The organism is Aeromonas sp. R7-1 (genome assembly GCF_040908115.1).
In the GTDB taxonomy this organism is placed as follows: Bacteria; Pseudomonadota; Gammaproteobacteria; order Enterobacterales; family Aeromonadaceae; genus Aeromonas; species Aeromonas caviae.
The window spans coordinates 57,733-74,250 of sequence record NZ_JBFODD010000054.1; the positions used below are offsets into that span (position 1 = coordinate 57,733).

The 16,518-nt window shown below is 62.9% G+C and carries 13 protein-coding genes and 3 tRNA genes; 2 read left to right on the forward strand and 14 right to left on the reverse strand.

Annotated elements, in window-relative coordinates; genetic code table 11:
• Window positions 1–90: 90 nt before the first annotated feature.
• From AB5Y51_RS15950 to AB5Y51_RS16015, 14 genes are all read right to left on the reverse strand, one after another.
• Window positions 91–651, reverse strand: a complete 561-nt coding sequence (locus AB5Y51_RS15950) for a hypothetical protein (RefSeq protein WP_368178728.1) — start codon at window positions 649–651, stop codon at window positions 91–93.
• Window positions 652–698: 47 nt separating this feature from the next.
• Window positions 699–2,123: an NAD(P)/FAD-dependent oxidoreductase gene (locus tag AB5Y51_RS15955; protein ID WP_368178729.1), complete on the reverse strand. Its 1,425-nt coding sequence runs from the start codon at window positions 2,121–2,123 to the stop codon at window positions 699–701.
• A 75-nt stretch (window positions 2,124–2,198) separates the two neighbouring features.
• Entirely contained in the window at window positions 2,199–3,038 is an 840-nt protein-coding gene (locus AB5Y51_RS15960; RefSeq protein ID WP_368178730.1) for an FTR1 family protein, read from the reverse strand.
• Window positions 3,038–6,007 (reverse strand): YncE family protein, encoded by a 2,970-nt coding sequence (locus tag AB5Y51_RS15965; RefSeq protein WP_368178731.1) that lies wholly within the window; start codon window positions 6,005–6,007, stop codon window positions 3,038–3,040. The genes AB5Y51_RS15960 and AB5Y51_RS15965 overlap by 1 nt, the downstream gene beginning before the upstream one ends.
• Window positions 6,008–6,011: 4 nt before the next feature.
• Complete coding sequence (locus AB5Y51_RS15970; RefSeq protein ID WP_346198548.1) at window positions 6,012–6,461, reverse strand: hypothetical protein; 450 nt, start codon at window positions 6,459–6,461, stop codon at window positions 6,012–6,014.
• Window positions 6,462–6,579: 118 nt separating this feature from the next.
• Window positions 6,580–7,065 carry a YqhA family protein gene (locus AB5Y51_RS15975; protein WP_010674393.1) on the reverse strand — a complete coding sequence of 162 codons (486 nt, stop codon included), beginning with the start codon at window positions 7,063–7,065 and terminating at the stop codon, window positions 6,580–6,582.
• Between the two features lie 82 nt (window positions 7,066–7,147).
• The gene (locus tag AB5Y51_RS15980; protein WP_223916588.1) at window positions 7,148–7,897 is read right to left on the reverse strand and encodes a peptidase; all 750 of its coding nucleotides are present in this window, start codon (window positions 7,895–7,897) and stop codon (window positions 7,148–7,150) included.
• Window positions 7,881–8,681, reverse strand: coding sequence for a transglutaminase family protein (locus AB5Y51_RS15985; RefSeq protein WP_103259930.1), 801 nt, complete (start codon window positions 8,679–8,681; stop codon window positions 7,881–7,883). The genes AB5Y51_RS15980 and AB5Y51_RS15985 overlap by 17 nt, the downstream gene beginning before the upstream one ends.
• Window positions 8,678–9,604 (reverse strand): alpha-E domain-containing protein, encoded by a 927-nt coding sequence (locus AB5Y51_RS15990; RefSeq protein ID WP_041212880.1) that lies wholly within the window; start codon window positions 9,602–9,604, stop codon window positions 8,678–8,680. Before AB5Y51_RS15990 ends, AB5Y51_RS15985 begins: the two co-directional genes overlap by 4 nt.
• Window positions 9,598–11,034: a circularly permuted type 2 ATP-grasp protein gene (locus AB5Y51_RS15995; protein ID WP_103254833.1), complete on the reverse strand. Its 1,437-nt coding sequence runs from the start codon at window positions 11,032–11,034 to the stop codon at window positions 9,598–9,600. Before AB5Y51_RS15995 ends, AB5Y51_RS15990 begins: the two co-directional genes overlap by 7 nt.
• Before the next feature lie 359 nt (window positions 11,035–11,393).
• Window positions 11,394–12,137 carry an oxidoreductase gene (locus AB5Y51_RS16000; protein ID WP_368178732.1) on the reverse strand — a complete coding sequence of 248 codons (744 nt, stop codon included), beginning with the start codon at window positions 12,135–12,137 and terminating at the stop codon, window positions 11,394–11,396.
• Window positions 12,138–12,537: 400 nt separating this feature from the next.
• Window positions 12,538–13,548, reverse strand: coding sequence for an AraC family transcriptional regulator (locus AB5Y51_RS16005; protein ID WP_167825141.1), 1,011 nt, complete (start codon window positions 13,546–13,548; stop codon window positions 12,538–12,540).
• A gap of 173 nt (window positions 13,549–13,721) precedes the next feature.
• Window positions 13,722–13,797 (reverse strand) — tRNA-Asn (locus AB5Y51_RS16010).
• A gap of 2 nt (window positions 13,798–13,799) precedes the next feature.
• A tRNA-Asn gene (locus AB5Y51_RS16015) sits at window positions 13,800–13,875 on the reverse strand.
• A gap of 551 nt (window positions 13,876–14,426) precedes the next feature.
• Between AB5Y51_RS16015 and dauA the strand changes: the two genes are divergently transcribed.
• Both dauA and AB5Y51_RS16025 read left to right on the forward strand, forming a co-directional pair.
• Window positions 14,427–16,163, forward strand: a complete 1,737-nt coding sequence (gene dauA, locus AB5Y51_RS16020; protein WP_274798641.1) for a C4-dicarboxylic acid transporter DauA — start codon at window positions 14,427–14,429, stop codon at window positions 16,161–16,163.
• A 271-nt stretch (window positions 16,164–16,434) separates the two neighbouring features.
• Window positions 16,435–16,518 (forward strand) — tRNA-Ser (locus AB5Y51_RS16025).

The following is a 16,518-nucleotide window of genomic DNA, read 5'->3' on the forward strand; positions in this document are numbered from 1 at the left end:
AAGCGTAATCGGCCGTGGCGACGCCCCCCTTCTCCCCGTGCGGGAGAAGGGTTGGGGATGAGGGGGGCCGCCGTCATCGATGAGAGGCCATCAAAGCGGCGCCAGCACGGCCATCAGGGCTTTTTCGGCATCGCTAAAGGCTGCGGCATCGGCAGGCTTGGCACCCACCCCGAACACTCCCGGGTTGCCGATGGCATCGAGCACCTTGGCCAGCGCCTGTTCGGCGGCCTTGCGATCCCCTTCATTGAGGGAGGGGAGGATCAAATCGAGGAAGCGCTTGCTCTTGACCACCAGCACCTTGGCGGTCTGGTAGTCGCCAAGGTTCTGGCTGGCCCCCTCGAGGCGGCGCTCGATCTCCGCCTTGTAGGCCCGGTTGAGCAGTGCCGCGGTAGCCGCAGCGTCTTTGGCCTTGATGGCGGCCGCCAGCGGTGCTTGCAGCTCGACCTTGTGGTGCTCTTCCAGATAGGTCAGCTCCTCGGCAATCTCGCTCAAGGTGGCGCTGGCATCCTTGCCGTCAGTGGCGGCACCCAGCAGCGCCTCGCGGGCATCGATCAGCGGCTCCTTGCCGGCGGCGGCGTAGGAGTAAGCCTGCGCCTGACCGCTCAGGGTCAGCAGCAGGGTGAGGGCAAGTAAACCCGGGCGGATGGTCATCCTGTTCTCCTTACTTATGCCAAGAGGTTATGCCCATGGCGCGGCACTCAGGCCACGCTCTGGGTTTCGATCACGGTGTTTTCGTTGCGATGATTGAAGATGGCGTGGCGTCTGTCCACCCCGTCGATCACCATGTCGGCGGCCATCATCCCCATCTCCATGGCGGTGTCGGTGAAGATGTAGCGGAATGTCCCCTGACGGCCGGTCATGATGAGGTTGCCTATCGGCATCAGCGCCTTGATGGCTTCGTTGCGGCGGGCCTGATAGCCCAGATCCATCAGCGGATAGGCGTACTCGCTGCGCGCTTCGAACGTCTCATCGCCAAGTTTCTGGGTGTTGACGCCGAGGCTGGCGAGATCGGCGGTGACCCGGCCGCGCAGATCAGCGAGCGGTGCCTGCCAGGTGGCATCCCCCGGATTGCAGGGGATCTCCAGCATCACGGATGTTTGCCCCTGAGGCGCCATAAAGGGGCTGCGCCGGCGGGGCTCCTGCAGGCGGGTGGCCAGAATATGGGGGTCGGAGAGGTACTGCCAGGTGTTGTCCGACAGGTTCTCCTGTTTGAGGGGCATATTGACGAAGCGAAGCGACCGGTAGTGCAGATCGCACGGCAAGCCCAGATGCTGGCAGGTGAGCGGCAGCGGCAGGGTGGAGATCACCTGATCAAAGCGCTCGCTCTGTTCCACGTCATCTTGTTTCCAATACACCCGCTCGATGCGGCCATCAACCTGCTCGAGGCGAGTGATGGTGGCGCCGGTCTTGAGCTCTACCCCCTCTGCCACCAGCCGCTCCCCCAGGGTGGTGAAAATCTGGCCAAAGCCATATTTGGGATAGCGGTATTTGCGGGCATAGGTGCGCACCGACATGCTGCCGTTGCGTCTTGGCAGCAGCCGGCGCGCCACGTCTTTGAGATCGATCAGGCTGATGCGCTGGCCAGCCCAGTCGGCGGAGAGCTTGTCCGGGTTGATGCCCCACAACTTGCCGGTGTAGCCCTCGAAGAACTGGCGGTAGAGGGTGCGACCAAAGTGGCTCTGGATCCACTCGGCAAAGCTCGCCTTGGCAAAATCGGTGGGCTTCTTGGCAAAGGGCAACAGCAACAGATCCTTCACCGCACCGGCCATCAGGGCCAGCGGCGCCGTCTTGAGCAAATTGGGCAGGTTCAGGGGGTAGTCGTAGGTGCGCCCGCCAAAGCGGATGACGCTCTTGCGCTCGGCGTGGAGCAGGTCGTCCCCCATCAGCTCGTCTATAAAGGCGAGCAGCTCGGGGTTCTTGGTGATGAAGCGGTGGCCGCCGTAGTCGAAGCGATACTCGCCGTCGCGCCCCTTGAAGGTCTGGGTGGCGCACATGCCGCCCACGACCGGCTCCTGTTCGAACAGGGTGACCGCAAAACCGGCCTGGCGCAGGCGCCAGGCGGCCATCAGACCGGCGGGGCCGGCGCCCAGCACCGCAATGTGCTTCTTGTTGTTGTCGTTCATGAGTGTTCCGAAACGGCGTGATAGCTGGGGGAGCGCGCCTGTGCGCGGCTCCCGAACAGAGTGTGATCCCCGGGCTCAGCCCCTGGTCGGAGCGGCGCTCCCCTGGGGGCGATAGCTGCGATGCCAGAGGGTGACAAAGATGATGAGGTAGCAGGCCCAGGTCAGCAATTGCAGGCCGGCCGGTGAGGCGTTGTAGCCAAACAGGGCGCGCAGGAAGGTGCCGAATACCCCCTGATCGTCGAGGATGTGGCTGATGTTGAAGACCGGCGTGGTCCAGAAGGTGATGACGTCCGCTGCCTGCAACATGTTGACGGCGGACGAGAGCAAGCCTGCGGCGATGATGATGATGAGCAGGCCGGTCCAGCGGAAGAAGGGGGCCAGCGCCACCTTGCGGGTGGAGCGCAGCAGCCCCCACACCAGCACCACAGAGACCAGCAGCCCCGCCAGCGCGCCCATCAGCCCCTGGTGCAGATCCACCCCTTGCCCGGAGTAGACCAGGGCCGAGAAGAAGAGCACGGTTTCAAAGCCTTCGCGCATCACCGCCAGGAAGGCGAGCAGCACCAGACCAAACAGGTTGCCACCGTCGATGGCGGCATCGATGCGCGCCGTCATGGCCCCCACCTGGGATTTGGCCTGTTTTTGCATCCAGATAGCCATATAGGTGAGCACCAGGGTGGCGAACATCAGGATCCCCGCCATCAGCAAATGGTTGTAGCGCTCGCTCTCGAACTGGCTCACCACCACCTGGAACAGGAAGGCGACGGCAAGGGAGGCGACGAGACCGAGGCCCACCCCCAGATAGATGAACTTGTTGTAGCGGCTCGCCCCCAGCTTGGCGAGGTAGGAGAGGCAGATGCCGACCAGCAGGAAGGCTTCCAGCCCCTCGCGCAGGGTAATGAGAAAACTTGCGAACATCAGGATTGAGGCTCCGTATCGGGCGTGAGGGGGAGGGGCTGCAGGGTCAGTTGCAGCCGATTGAGTAGCACTATGGGTGGCTCCGGCAAGCTCGGCTCGGCGGCGCGCACCGCATCATTGACCCACTTGGGGTAGGTGCGGAAATTGAGTCTGATATCGGCCTTGAAGGGCCCCCGGGCATCTGCGGGTAGCGGCCAGGCTTCATCGCGCCAGCCATCGGCCGGGATGCGGGTGTCTTCAAGGAGCTTGGCGTAGCGCCAGAACTTGAGCCCCACCGGCTTGCCCTCGGCATCGCCGAACACTTTTCTAAATAGCCGCGCATCCTCAGGGACGGCGCCGTTCACCGGCTGGCCGCTTTCAAGCACCAACTTGCCGCTGGCGTCGGTAACGGTCAGCTCCAGCCAGAGTTCACGGAAATCGGCGACCCCGGTGGGCAGGGCGTGGCCGGCGCCGGTGTTGGCGACTCTCACCACCAGCGCGGGTTGGCCACTCTGGTTTTCAATGCGGGCCGAGAGGGTGGCGCTGGAGCGCAAGAGCGCCAGGCTCTCCTGCTCGAGGGTTGCATTTCTCAGCCCCACCAGCTGATGCTGGGCGCCGGTAAAGTTGTGGCGATAGAGCCGCTCTTTCACGGTGCCGTTTTCGGTGGACTGGCCCGCCACCGGCGCGCCGCCGTTGCCAGGTGTAGGATTCATGTGGCAGTCGATGCAGGTGCGCCGCTTGGCGGGATCCTCCGCCTTGGCGAAGCTGGATTTTTCCCACTCATCCCAGGTGTTGACGATGTTGGCGCCGGTACCGGGGGCAAACTCGTTGTGACAGGATTTGCACAGGGCCGCGTCGCGGTAGAAATCCTTCTGGTAGGAGGCCTTGTGCATGGCGGGGCGGGCGTTGATCTGCCGCTCCGCCAGCCAGTGCTGGAGGCTGCCCCCCGGGGCATCCTCGAACACATAGCTCTCGCGGTCTTTCAAATTGACCGTAAAGGCGCTGTTGCCGCCTGCATCCTCGAGCTTGGTGATGCGATGGCAGAGCACGCAGCCGGTGCCTTCCTCTACCACGGGCTCGTCTGCTTTGTGTGCGGCAATGAGCGAAGCGCCGCCCTGCTCGAACATATTCGAACCCTTGGGCAGATCGAGCTGGCCGTTCAGCACCTGCTGAGGCATGTGGCAGCCCTGGCACCACTGGCCGAAGGCCTCCCCTTCGGTTTCGCGTGCCAGTGCCTGCACCACCTTGTAGTAGGGGTGAGAGTTGCCCATCAGCCGGTGGTTGCTCTCGCTCCAGTCCTTGAACGCCTGTTGGTGGCAGTTCTGGCAGGAGGCGGAGTTGAGCCACTCTTTCGGGTGGGTGGTCGGCGCCTTGGCAGGATCCCTGCGCGGGGCATCGAGCCGCAGCCAGTTGGCCAGATAGGGGAGGTTGCCATCGGCGGTGACGAAGGCGTGCAGATCTTCCATCATCGCTTTCACCTCGGGATGGGGCCTCGCGGGGTCGACCGGCTCGGCCCCATCGCGGGTGTCATGGCCCATGCCGCCCTGGGTCTGCTGGGTCATGCGCAGGTATTCGCCGATAAAGTCCCCCGCCACCATGTTGGCGAGGTTGGCGTGGCCGTTGATGGCGTTGTCGCCGCTCTGCTGGCGATGGGCCGCCATCAGATAGCGGTTGGTGAAGTTGAACCCGTCCAGATGGCAGGAGTTGCAGCTCATCCAGTTGTCCCCCGCCATGGGGAAGCGGCTGTTGGCGGCGGTATTACCCAGGTTGAACAACCGCTCGCCGCGCTGAAGCGCTTCGGGGCGGGGATCCGTCTCTACCAGTTTGGCGAAGTGGGGCACATCCACGGTGACCCGGGCAAACGGGCCGCTGCCGCCGCTATTGAGACGGGTGAGATCCTGCCCCACGACGTTGTGGACCAGGATGTGGTCGCCATCGATCAGCAGATCGCGCGGATTCTGGCCCGGCAGGTGACGCAATAGCTGGGTCGCCTTGGCGCCCCCCTGAAACTTCTTGCGGCGGTGGCGGTTGCTGTTCTGCTTGCCGCTGCGCGACAGGTCGAACACCAGCAAGTCTTCGGAACCCGCCAGGGTCAGATAGACCCGCTTGCCATCGGCGGCGAAGCGCGCCGTGAACGGGTTGGAGACGATCTGGCTGCGGTTGCCGACGCTGGGCAGGTTGATCTGCAAGAAGAGCTGTTTTCTTTCATCGACCCGCTCCTTCTCTTCATCGAGATCGATGATGGAAACCGCCGGGAAGACGGTGCTCTGAAACTGGAAGGGGTGGTCGAAACTCCAGAGCACGTGGGGCAGCCAGGCTTCGCTGCCATCGGGGGAGAGGGCGATGCCGTCCAGCAGGCGCGGCAAGCCCTGGGAGTCGCTCGGGGTATCGCTGTGGGTTTCCGCCAGGGTGATGAGCTTGGGCTTGGGCAGAGTAGCCCCCTTAGTGCCCTTCTCAAGCTTGGCAAGATCATAGATGGCGAGCTGGCCTGTCATGGCGTGGGTGAGCAGCAGGCGATCGTCGTCGGTCAGTGCCAGCCCGCGGGGAGTCTCGGCGGTTTTTGCATCCAGCTGGAGGTTGCCCGTGCTGTCATAAGCCTGAAGGCGCCCTCCCTCGAACAGCGTGACCCAGAACCAGCGCCGCTTGGGATCGAAGATAACGCCGTAAGGTCTATGGCCGGTGGGGATCGCCTTTTCCTGCTCGAGATCATCATCCAAGAGCAGCAGGCGATCGCCGCTGTAATCGGTGACCAGCAGGGTGCCGTCATCGGCGCGGGCCAGCTGGCGCAGGTCGCCCCCCAGCTGCACCTCGTTGAGGCGCTTGCCAGTGCCCCGCTTGAGCAGGGTGACGGAGCCGGCACTCTGGTTGGCGGTGACGAGGCGCGGGGCGCTCCCCTCGTCATAGGCAATCATGGCGGCGCCCGTCTCCCGGGCCGAGGCGGTCCCCAGCAGCAGGGCGGCCAACATCAGGGATAACAACAACTTCAACATAAGATCAGGTGCGCCATGTCAGGATGGTCCAGCGCCAGGCGTGGCGCAGCACCAGGGGCGTCAACGCGAGGGCGCTCAGCCAGTGGGCCCAGCTGGCAAGGTTGCCGAGGCTGTCCCCCGGGGTGCCGTGCAGCACCAGCACCACTCCGCTTGCCAGACAGACCAGCAGCAAGGCTTCGATGATGCGCCCCGTGGTGCGCAGAAAAGGCTTGCGGCTCTTGCGCAGCAGGCTGCGATGGGAGAGCCAGAAGGCGCCAAACAGCAAGGGGAACAGGGTGAGCGAGAGGGCGACGTGCAAAAACAGGTTCCAGCGCGCCAGGGACCAGGTCGGTGTCAGGGGTTCCCACAGCAGCAGACCGGAGAAAAACATCAGATAAAGGGCACCCTCGGCCGCCTGATGGTGATAGGCCAGCCACTGCCAGCATTGTCGTGGTGAGAGGGAAAGACTCGTCATGGGTGCTCCAGCTCCCGGGCGGTTCAGCCCGGGGCGAGCAAGTTTACAATGCAGTAAGGGTAATGAAAAGAGTTATCAATTCGGCTCTTGATGAATAGACCCTGAATGGCATCGGGTCCTATTTGTGCTCCGCCAGCCGCTCGGTCACCGCATAGATAAGTGCCGCGGTGGAGAAGGCGAGGAAGACGATGACCGACCACTTCATCTCGATCTCGTTGCCGGTGCCGTCGTCGAGGAAGGCTTTGAGCACCTCGATGCCGGCGATGGTCACCAGAGAGTTGATGACGATGAGCTTGAGGGACGCGAAGTTGATCTTGCTGAGCCAGTTGTCGCCGAGGGCCGCTCGCTGCTCCGGGGTCTTGATGAACTGCACGTAGCCGCAGATAGCCACCAGGATCAGCATCTGGGCCACCAGCACGAAGTCCACCAGGGTGAGTACCCCCGTGATGAGATCCAGATAGTGGATGTCGATGATGTCGCGGCACAGCACATAGAGCTGCATGGCGAACTTCACCATCAGGAGGGCGACACAGATAAGGATGCAGACATAGAAGGGGAACATCATCAACCGGCTGCCGTTGAGCATGACGTTGAAGCGGCGCATGGGAAACTCCATCGAAAAGGAAGGCAGCCAGAATATCCGGAAAGAAAGGAGCGGGAAAGCGCCTTGGCGCCTCCCGCCCGGCCTAGAGGGGGAAAGTGGGCAGGCCCTGGAACAACTGCTGCAACCCCTCGCCCCAGGCCTTTCGCAGCGCCACGAAATGGGGGTTCTGTTCGGTGATGCGGTGCTGGTTCGTCGCCGAGAAGCTGCCCTCGTGATAGACCAGGGCATCCAGGGGCAAGCCCACCGACAGATTGCTGCGCAGGGTCGAGTCGATGGAGATGAGGGCGCACTGCAATGCGGTCTGAAGCGGCGTCTCATGGTGGATGATGCGATCGATGATGGGTTTGCCGTACTTGCTCTCACCAATCTGGAAGTAGGGGGTGTCGGCGCTCGCCTCGATGAAGTTGCCCTCCGGGTAGATGTGGAACAGGCGGTGGCGCTCCCCCCGGATCTGCCCCCCCAGCAGGATGTTGCAGCCGAAGTTGATATGGCCCTGCTGCTGACCCCCATCCCGGCTGATGACGGTGCGTATGGTCTGGCCGATGAGGGCGGCAGCCTCGTAGAGGCTGGGGAGGGCAAGCAGTTCCTGCCCCTCCGTCAGCAGGCTGATGACGCTCTGGGTGGTGGCCAGATTGCCCGCGCTTTGCAGCACTATCACCCTGTCCTCCCGGGTGAAGAGGTGCAATTTGCGAAAGGTGGCGATGTGATCCACCCCCGCATTGGTGCGCGAGTCGGACGCAAACACCATGCCGTCTTGCAGGCACATGGCGACGCAATAGGTCATGACCGCACTCCCGCCAGGACTCTCCCGGTCTTCATTGCTGCTGTCCATCCAGGCGGGTCACCTGCGCCTGGCTCTGCAACTGTTCGCACCCGCCGCCATAGCGCACGCCGCGCACCGGACAGGCATCCAGATAATCCATGCCGACCGCGAGCTTGAGGTGCTCGCTGGTGGAGCTGGTGAGGTTGGTGACGTCGAACGTGTGCCAGCGCTCCTCGATCCACACCTCGGCCCAGGCGTGCATCGCCACGTGGCTGTTGTCCTGGCTGTAGAGGTAACCGCTCACGTACCGGGCCGGCAGGCCGGCGTGGCGGCAGCAGGTCAGGAAGACATGGGTGTGGTCCTGACAGACGCCGCTGCCCGAAGCAAGTGCCTCGTCTGCGCTGAAGGTGGCATCCGTGCTGCCGGGCTGATAGGGCATCAGCACCAGGATGCGTGCCATCAGGCTCTGCAAGTCGGCCAGGGTCGGCGCCTCTGGCAGGCAGGCCTTCGCGAGATCCTGCAGGGCCGGGGTCGGGCGGGTGAGGGGGGTGGGCCTCAGGTAGCTCAGGGGAGAGATGAGGGAGGACTCCTCATCTTCCGGGGCGTCGTCGCAGATCTCCACTTCCCCGTGGGCGCGGATCAGGATCCCCTCGTGGGGGGACTCCAGGCTTAGCACATGCAGTATGTTGCCGTAACCGTCCGTGGTGCAGGTGGCCTCCCCCGGCAGCTCCAGCTCCCAGGAGAGGATCTGCTGGCGGGCCGTGCTGTGGGGGGTCAGGCGCAGGTACTGGGTACTGCGGCGCACCACGTCGGCATAGTGGTAGCGGGTCTGGTGATCGATGATGAGTCTCATAATACCTCCAGGTAGGCGGCGTGGATGCTCTGGCCGATGGCGCCGATGTCGCTGAGAAAATCACTCAGGTACTCCTGCATGCCGAGGGCAAAGACATCGTCGATGGCGCCATAGGTCAGATGGGCGTTGAGTATGGTGGTCAGGCGCCGGGGCGTCTGACCGGCGTTGCCCTCGATCTGGGCCAGGATCAGCTCCATCTCGTCGAGACAGGCCCGCAGGGAGCGCGGCACGTCATTGCGCAGGATCAGCAGCTCGGCGATGGAGGCGTGGGAGAGCGTCTTGTAGAGGGTCTGGTGGGCCTCGTAAGCGCCCACTGACCGCAACAGGGCGTTCCAGCGGTAGAACTCGCGCACGCTGTCCTCGTCCTCCCGGATCACCTGATACTTCACGGTCAGGATGCGCGCCGTGTTGTCGGCCCGTTCGATGAAGGTGCCAAGGCGCAGGAACCAGAGCACGTCACCGCGCATGATGGTGCCATAGGTGGCGCCGCGAAACTGGTGGGAGCGCTCCTTGATCCAGTCGAAGAACTCCTGGGCCTGGCCGCTGGACAGCCCCGCCTGGCGGCGCCGGCGGATCTCTATCCAGGCGGCGTTGATGCTCTCCCACACCTCACCGGGGATCTTGCCCCGCACGGCGTGGGCGTTGTCCCTGGCCATGCGCAGACAGCTGAAGATGCTGCTCGGGTTCTCCTCGTCGAAGCAGAAAAATTGCAGCAGGTTCTCCATGTTCACCTGGCCGTAGCGGGCCAGGAAGGGCTCGTGAGTGCCGCTGATGGTGAGAGGCGCCACCAGCTCGCTGTGATCGGCGTCGATGGAGGGCATCAGCGACATGGTCTGGGTGACGTCCAGCATGCGCGCCGTGTTCTCCGCCCGCTCCAGGTGGCGGGACATCCAGTAAAGTTCGCTTGCGGTGCGGCTCAGCATGGGCTGCCCTCCATGACCCAGGTGTCCTTGGTGCCACCACCCTGGGAGGAGTTGACCACCAGGGAGCCTTCGGTGAGGGCGACCCGGGTCAGGCCGCCCGGTACCAGGCGCAGCTCCTGCCCCGTGAGAACGAAGGGGCGCAGATCGATGTGGCGAGGGGCGATGCCGGCGTCGACGAAGGTCGGGCAGGTGGAGAGGGAGAGGGTCGGCTGGGCGATGTAGTTGTCCGGCCGCGCCTTGAGCAGCTCGCGAAAACGGGCCAGCTCCTCGCGACTGGCGCAGGGGCCGATAAGCATGCCGTAGCCGCCGGCGCCATGGACCTCCTTGACCACCAGCTCCTCCAGATTGGCCAGCACGTGGGAGAGGGCAGCCGGCTCGCGGCACTGCCAGGTGGGCACGTTGTTGAGAATGGGATCTTCCCCCAGATAGAAGCGAATCATCTCCGGCACATAGGGGTAGATGGACTTGTCATCCGCCACCCCGGTGCCGATGGCATTGGCCAGCACCACGCCGCCGGCGCGGTAGACCGAGAGCAGCCCGGGCACGCCGATGAGGGAGTCCGGGTTGAAGGCGAGGGGATCGAGGAAGTCGTCGTCGATGCGGCGATAGATGACATCCACTCTTTTCAGCCCCGTGGTGGTGCGCATCAGCACCTGACCATCCTTGACCACCAGATCCGCGCTCTCCACCAGCTCCACCCCCATCTGCTGGGCGAGGAAGCTGTGCTCGAAGTAGGCGCTGTTGAAGCGTCCCGGGGTCATCACCACCACGCAGGGGTTGTCCACCGGGCTGCTCTCGCGCAGGGTCTGCAGCAACAGGGCCGGGTAGCGCTCCACCGGGGCGATGGGCTGGTTGTGAAACAGCTCCGGGAAGAGGCGCATCATCATCTTGCGGTTCTCCAGCATGTAGGAGACCCCGGAGGGAGTGCGCAGGTTGTCCTCCAGCACATAGTACTCACCGTCGTGGTTGCGGATGATGTCGACCCCGGTGATGTGGACATAGGTGTCCCGGTGCAGGTCGACCCCCTGCATGCAGGGCTGGTACTGGGCATTGGTGAGGATCTGGGCAGCCGGGATCACCCCCGCCTTCAGGATGCGCTGATCGTGATAGATGTCGTGCAGAAAGGCGTTGAGGGCGGTGACCCGCTGGCGGATCCCCAGATCCAGGTGTTGCCACTCCCGGGCGGGAATGATGCGGGGAATGCTGTCAAACGGGATGAGGCGCTCGGCGCCGTCCCCATCCCCGTAGACGTTGAAGGTGATGCCGACCCGGCGAAACAGCAGGTCGGCCTCCTCGCGCTTGCGTTCTATGCTCTTCTCGTCGGTCTGGTGCAGCCACGACAGGTAGGCGTGGTAGTGATCGCGAAACTGGCTGTCGGCGAGCAGCATCTCGTCGTAGCAACCGGGTCCGGGTGGCTTGATGGGTAGCATAGGCACCTCTCCTTGTGATGTCCCTGGGATCTGGATTTGCAAGGGATGTGCCAGTCAAATGAGTCGCTATCGAGGAGGGTGTCAGTAATTTTTTGCAGGAAAATCATATGGATGACATATCTGTCATCAGGGGCGTTGGCACCTTGCACCAGACTGGTACCCCGTGGCGGGCAGCGCTGCGCCATTTTGTGGCAACGGACCCGGGGGCTCAGGGGAAGGGCGCGCTGGCAGAGGGGCCTCCCTTGCCCCATCAGGGGGCAAGGGGAGGAAAAGGCCCGGCCTGACGGCCGGGCCTTTTGTTGCCCATCTCTCGCCCGTGCAACCGTCAGGCATGGGGGCGGATGTGTGGTCGACAGGTGTCAGCCGCGCTGGTGCGGGATCCCTGTGGCAAGGCGCATGAAGCGATCGAATGCGCGATCCGGCAACAAACGGCGCAGGAAGATCATCGGTCTGGCCCCAAAACCAACGGCATAGCGGGTCTTGGGGCGGCGGGCCTGAACCGCCTTGGCGATGGTATCCGCGATAAGTTCCGGCGGGGACTGGCGCTCGCGGCTGGCGCGTCCAATCATGGACTCCGCCATGGGGAGGGCCTGGTGGCCATATGGCCCGTCGCCGGAGACCTCGCGCAGTTTCTGCGCGGCAATGTCGGCCCACTCGGTCTTGATGCCACCCGGCTCTACCACCACCACCTTGATGCCGAAGGGTTCCACCTCCATGCGAAGGCAATCGCTGATGGCTTCCAGCGCGAACTTGGTTCCGTGGTACCAGGCGCCCAGCGGAGTATGGATCTTGCCGCCCATGGAGGTGATGTTGACTATGGTGCCAGTCTGCCGGGCACGCATATGGGGCAGCACCAGCTGGATGAGGCGGACGGCGCCAAACACATTGACGTCGAACTGGGCACGGCCCTCCTCGAGGGAGACGTCTTCAACCGAGCCGTAGGAGCCATACCCGGCATTGTTGACCAGTACGTCGATCTGGCCGGCTTCGGCGATGATCCTCTCCACTCCTGCCTGCATAGACGCATCCTGGGTCACATCCATGGCGATGACGCGGATCCCCGCGTCGGTCAGGGATTGCATGCGTTCGATGCGCCGCGCCATACACGGTGAACCCGAGTGCCTTCAATTTCATGGCGGTGGCCGCTCCGATACCGGAGGAGGCGCCGGTGACGAGCACAACGTTTGAGTTCATATGGAAGATCCTCGAGCAAAATGAATCGCATGCGTGTCCAGAAGCGGCTTGCCTGCGGTGTCGATACCTTATCCGACTCGTGATGCCATGGTTCTGGCAAACGGCGCCATGACGCCATCGAACTGCGCCATCCCTATTGCTTTCGAGTCAGCCTGTGCGGCGATCACCGTCCTTGACCGCGGCCCTGGCGGCGGCCAGATTGGCCGTGAAGTCGACGGCGCTAAATGCCTCCCGGCTGCCAGCGACGGCGAAGGTGGCCCCGGCGAGCAGCACGCGACGGGATTGATATGGGTGGTCATGAGGCTGACCTCAGTTGAATCGATATGACTGGCGAGTGCTTTCCAGCGTCCGCCCGGTCCAATCCTGGAATGCGCGGTAGAAGGAGTTGGGATCTTCGAAGCCAAGCAGAAAGGCTATCTCCCCTCCAGACAGGGTGGTGTGCTCAAGGTAGTGGCAGGCGAGCCTTCTTCGCGTCTCGCTGACCAGGGCTCGAAAGTTTTCCCCTTCCTCTTCCAGCCGGCGTTGCAGGGTTCTCTTGCTCATGCCCAGGCGACTTGCCGCCACCTCAATGGTGGCCGAGTTGCTTGGCAAGAGCTCGAGCAGAACGGCATGCACCCGCTCCGCCGTGGTGGCGGCAGAGTCCATTTCGCACAACTGGCGACGCAGCTCGGGCTCGAAGGCTCGCCACATCCCCTCGTTGCTCGTGAGAAAGGGGCGCAGCACGTCCACGGCAGAAAACGTAATGCTGGCATGGGTTCCAAGTGTGATGGCGGTGCCGAAGAAGCGCTCGTAGCGCTGCAGTGCCTTTCCAGCAGGGAGCGCAGGCAGTGTCACTCGCACGGCACAGATCGCCTCACGTGTGGCGATCTGTGCCAGTCGGACAAAGAAGGCGAGTTCCACCACCTGCAGGGAGACCGGGACCTCGGTGTGCCCTCCTTGCCAGCGAGGGGAGAGCGTCATCTCTCCCCAGGAGCCTACCGAGATCTCGAGGCTCATGGGGGCAACGAGCGCCTTGTATTTGGCCAGCCGCTGGACAGCCCGCATCAGATCCGGGCTGCACAGGGCGGCAAACAAGGGGGGACTGAAGACTTCGCTGGAAACGGTCTCGATGAGCCGCAAGGGAAACAGGACGTCATTGGCTTCCTGCTCCAGCGCCCGCCAGAAACGGAAATACTCATCGGTGGTCAACCCATGATTCTCGCGCGACAACGTGTCTTCCGGCAGCAGTGCCCTGCGCAAGACATGCCTGGATGGCAGGCCAAGGTCTTTGAGCAGTAGCTGCCATCCGACGTCCAGGGAAAAGTGAGATTTGTGTGCCATGCGTGCGCCTTTGCCGTGCGAGGTGAAGTCAGTGCTAGCGGAATGAGGACCAGTATAGGGGGCAGGGCGAGAGCATTGACATGCAAAAGGCGCCAATGTGGTGGCATTGGATGCCAGAGACAGGCAAAACAAAAAGGCCCGATCTTGCGATCGGGCCTTTGAGGCATGGAATATGGCTCCCTCGACAGGACTTGAACCTGTGACATACGGATTAACAGTCCGCCGTTCTACCGACTGAACTACGAGGGAATTGGCTCCTCCTACTGGACTTGAACCAGTGACATACGGATTAACAGTCCGCCGTTCTACCGACTGAACTAAGGAGGAATTGCCTGTCTCGTCGAGACGCAGCGGATATTAATGATCCCCCGGACGGGTGTCAACCCGCCACTCCACGGAAAAAGGGCTTTTCGGCCCGTTTGCCCAAAACTTGGGCGCTGTGGACTATTTTCAGCACAATCAGCAGCTTGAGATGCCCTGCCTGCGGCCACGGTCGGGCTGGCGATGAAGGTGCCATCGGCCTGGAGGGGGCGAGGCAATGGATAAGCCGATCATGGCGGGAACCGATGAAAATCGGCGATGTCGCCCCTGTCGATGGGCTTGCCTCTGAGGTGTGGGGGATGCGAGGGAGGTGCCGGTTCGCGATGACCAGGGATCTATTAAAGGAATGGCAGGGAAAATCGGCGATATGCGAGCTATCGATGACAATAATGCGGGGTAATGGCCATTTCTTGATCCTGCCCATCGAATTATCTGGCCGGGTCGGGTATGGTTGCCTTCGATACCATCGCCGCGTCGACAGCTCTGCCGGCCCTTGATGATGATCGGGTGCCGGTTCACCCCGGCCTTTGTCTCCCTCTTCTGGTATTACCCTAGACATGCACAATCAAGCTTCCTTACAAGGCGTGAAGCTGGCCATCGCATTGCGCCAATCCTGCATTGACGAACCCTACAGCGTGGCGCGCTTTGGCCGCGACCTCATCGCCGGCATCACGGTCGGCATCATCGCCATTCCCCTCGCCATGGCGCTGGCCATCGCCAGTGGGGTGCCGCCCCAGCACGGGCTTTATACCGCCATCATCGCCGGCATCGTCATCGCCGTGACCGGGGGATCCCGCTTCTCCATTTCGGGCCCCACTGCCGCCTTCGTGGTGATCCTCTACCCGGTGGCCCAGCAATTTGGCGTGGGCGGCCTGTTGATGGCCACCCTCATCTCGGGCTGTTTCCTGGTGGCCATGGGCATGGCACGTCTCGGGCGCCTCATCGAGTACATTCCCCCCTCGGTGACCCTGGGGTTCACCGGTGGTATCGCCATCGTCATCGCCACCCTGCAGATCAAGGATTTCTTCGGCCTGCAGGTCCTGGATATGCCGGAAACCTATCTGGGCAAGGTACAGGCGCTGGCCCATGCCCTGCCAAGCTGGCAGTGGGGGGACACCCTCGTCGGGGTGGCGACCCTGGCGGTGCTGCTGCTCTGGCCGAGATTGCGCCTGCCGGTACCCGGCCATCTGCCCGCCGTGCTGGTGGGGGTGGGGCTCGGGTTTGGTCTGCACCAGTTCGGGGTGGACGTCGCCACCATCGGCAGCAAGTTCAGCTATACCTTGGCCGACGGCAGTCAGGGCATGGGTATTCCCCCCATCGCGCCGACGCTGGTGATGCCCTGGGCGCTGCCGGGGCCGGACGGGGCACCGGTGGAGTGGAACCTCGCCGCCATCGAGCGGCTGCTGCCCGCCGCCTTCTCCATGGCCATGCTGGGAGCCATCGAATCCCTGCTCTGCGCCGTGGTGCTCGATGGTATGACGGGTCGCAAGCACAGCTCCAACGGCGAGCTGGTGGGGCAGGGCCTTGGCAACATCCTGGCCCCCTTCTTCGGTGGCATCACGGCGACGGCCGCCATCGCGCGCTCCGCCGCCAACGTGCGGGCCGGTGCCACCTCGCCCATTTCCGGTATTGTCCATGCGCTGGTGGTGCTGGCTGCCATCCTGGTGCTGGCTCCCTGGCTCTCCTGGTTGCCGCTCTCTGCCATGGCCGCCCTGTTGCTGCTGGTGGCCTGGAACATGAGCGAGGCCCACAAGGTGGTGGATCTGGTGCGCCGGGCGCCCAAATCCGATGTACTGGTGCTGCTGGTCTGCCTGTCGCTGACCGTCATCTTCGACATGGTCATCGCCATCACCTTCGGGGTGATCCTGGCCTCTTTGCTGTTCATGCGCGAGATAGCCAAGATGACCAGGCTGCACAACCTGGCGGATCACAAGCGCTATGCCAGCGAGGTGTCCCCCTCGACCCTTGTCTACAAGATCAACGGACCGTTGTTCTTTGCCGCCGCCGAGCGGGTCTTTGACGAATTGCTTGCCCAGGTGAAGGACCACAAGGAGTTGATCCTGCAAATGGAGGCGGTCTCCATCCTGGATGCTGGCGGTCTCACCGCCTTCCAGCAGTTCGCAAAACGCATGGCCAAGGCGGGGGTCCGTCTCAAGGTGGCTGAATTGCAATTCCAGCCCCTCAAGACCCTGGCGCGGGCCAAGGTGCGTCCGGTGCCGGGAGAGCTGGAGTTCTACGGTTCGCTGGAAGAGGCAATTCGAGGAGAACATTTGCACGAAGCGGTTGAAAATTGATGGAAAGGGATAGGAAATGGCATATTTTTAGTCACTTGGTTCGCTTATTGAGCAAACAGTGGCAAAAGATAAAAAATTGCATTGACCGCCTCGCGCCTATCCCTTACATTACGCCCCGTTCCAGCGCAACGGCGCAGCGAATTCGTGTTGGCTGAACACGTAAAAGCACAGGCCAAAATTGGGTGCGGTGTCCGAGTGGCTGCCCACCGACGAAGTCGGCAAGATGCACGCGCAGCGTGATCCGAAAGCCACTTCAAAGAAGTAAAAATTTGGTGAGGTGTCCGAGTGGCTGAAGGAGCACGCCTGGAAAGTGTGTATACGGCAACGTATCGAGGGTTCGAATCCCTCCCTCACC

Coding starts and splice junctions, on each gene's coding strand:
- AB5Y51_RS15950 (WP_368178728.1), bottom strand. CDS start 651: ATGACCATCCGCCCGGGTTTACTTGCCCTCACCCTGCTGCTGACCCTG.
- AB5Y51_RS15955 (WP_368178729.1), bottom strand. CDS start 2,123: ATGAACGACAACAACAAGAAGCACATTGCGGTGCTGGGCGCCGGCCCC.
- AB5Y51_RS15960 (WP_368178730.1), bottom strand. CDS start 3,038: ATGTTCGCAAGTTTTCTCATTACCCTGCGCGAGGGGCTGGAAGCCTTC.
- AB5Y51_RS15965 (WP_368178731.1), bottom strand. CDS start 6,007: ATGTTGAAGTTGTTGTTATCCCTGATGTTGGCCGCCCTGCTGCTGGGG.
- AB5Y51_RS15970 (WP_346198548.1), bottom strand. CDS start 6,461: ATGACGAGTCTTTCCCTCTCACCACGACAATGCTGGCAGTGGCTGGCC.
- AB5Y51_RS15975 (WP_010674393.1), bottom strand. CDS start 7,065: ATGCGCCGCTTCAACGTCATGCTCAACGGCAGCCGGTTGATGATGTTC.
- AB5Y51_RS15980 (WP_223916588.1), bottom strand. CDS start 7,897: ATGGACAGCAGCAATGAAGACCGGGAGAGTCCTGGCGGGAGTGCGGTC.
- AB5Y51_RS15985 (WP_103259930.1), bottom strand. CDS start 8,681: ATGAGACTCATCATCGATCACCAGACCCGCTACCACTATGCCGACGTG.
- AB5Y51_RS15990 (WP_041212880.1), bottom strand. CDS start 9,604: ATGCTGAGCCGCACCGCAAGCGAACTTTACTGGATGTCCCGCCACCTG.
- AB5Y51_RS15995 (WP_103254833.1), bottom strand. CDS start 11,034: ATGCTACCCATCAAGCCACCCGGACCCGGTTGCTACGACGAGATGCTG.
- AB5Y51_RS16000 (WP_368178732.1), bottom strand. CDS start 12,137: ATGGCGCGGCGCATCGAACGCATGCAATCCCTGACCGACGCGGGGATC.
- AB5Y51_RS16005 (WP_167825141.1), bottom strand. CDS start 13,548: ATGGCACACAAATCTCACTTTTCCCTGGACGTCGGATGGCAGCTACTG.
- dauA (WP_274798641.1), top strand. CDS start 14,427: ATGCACAATCAAGCTTCCTTACAAGGCGTGAAGCTGGCCATCGCATTG.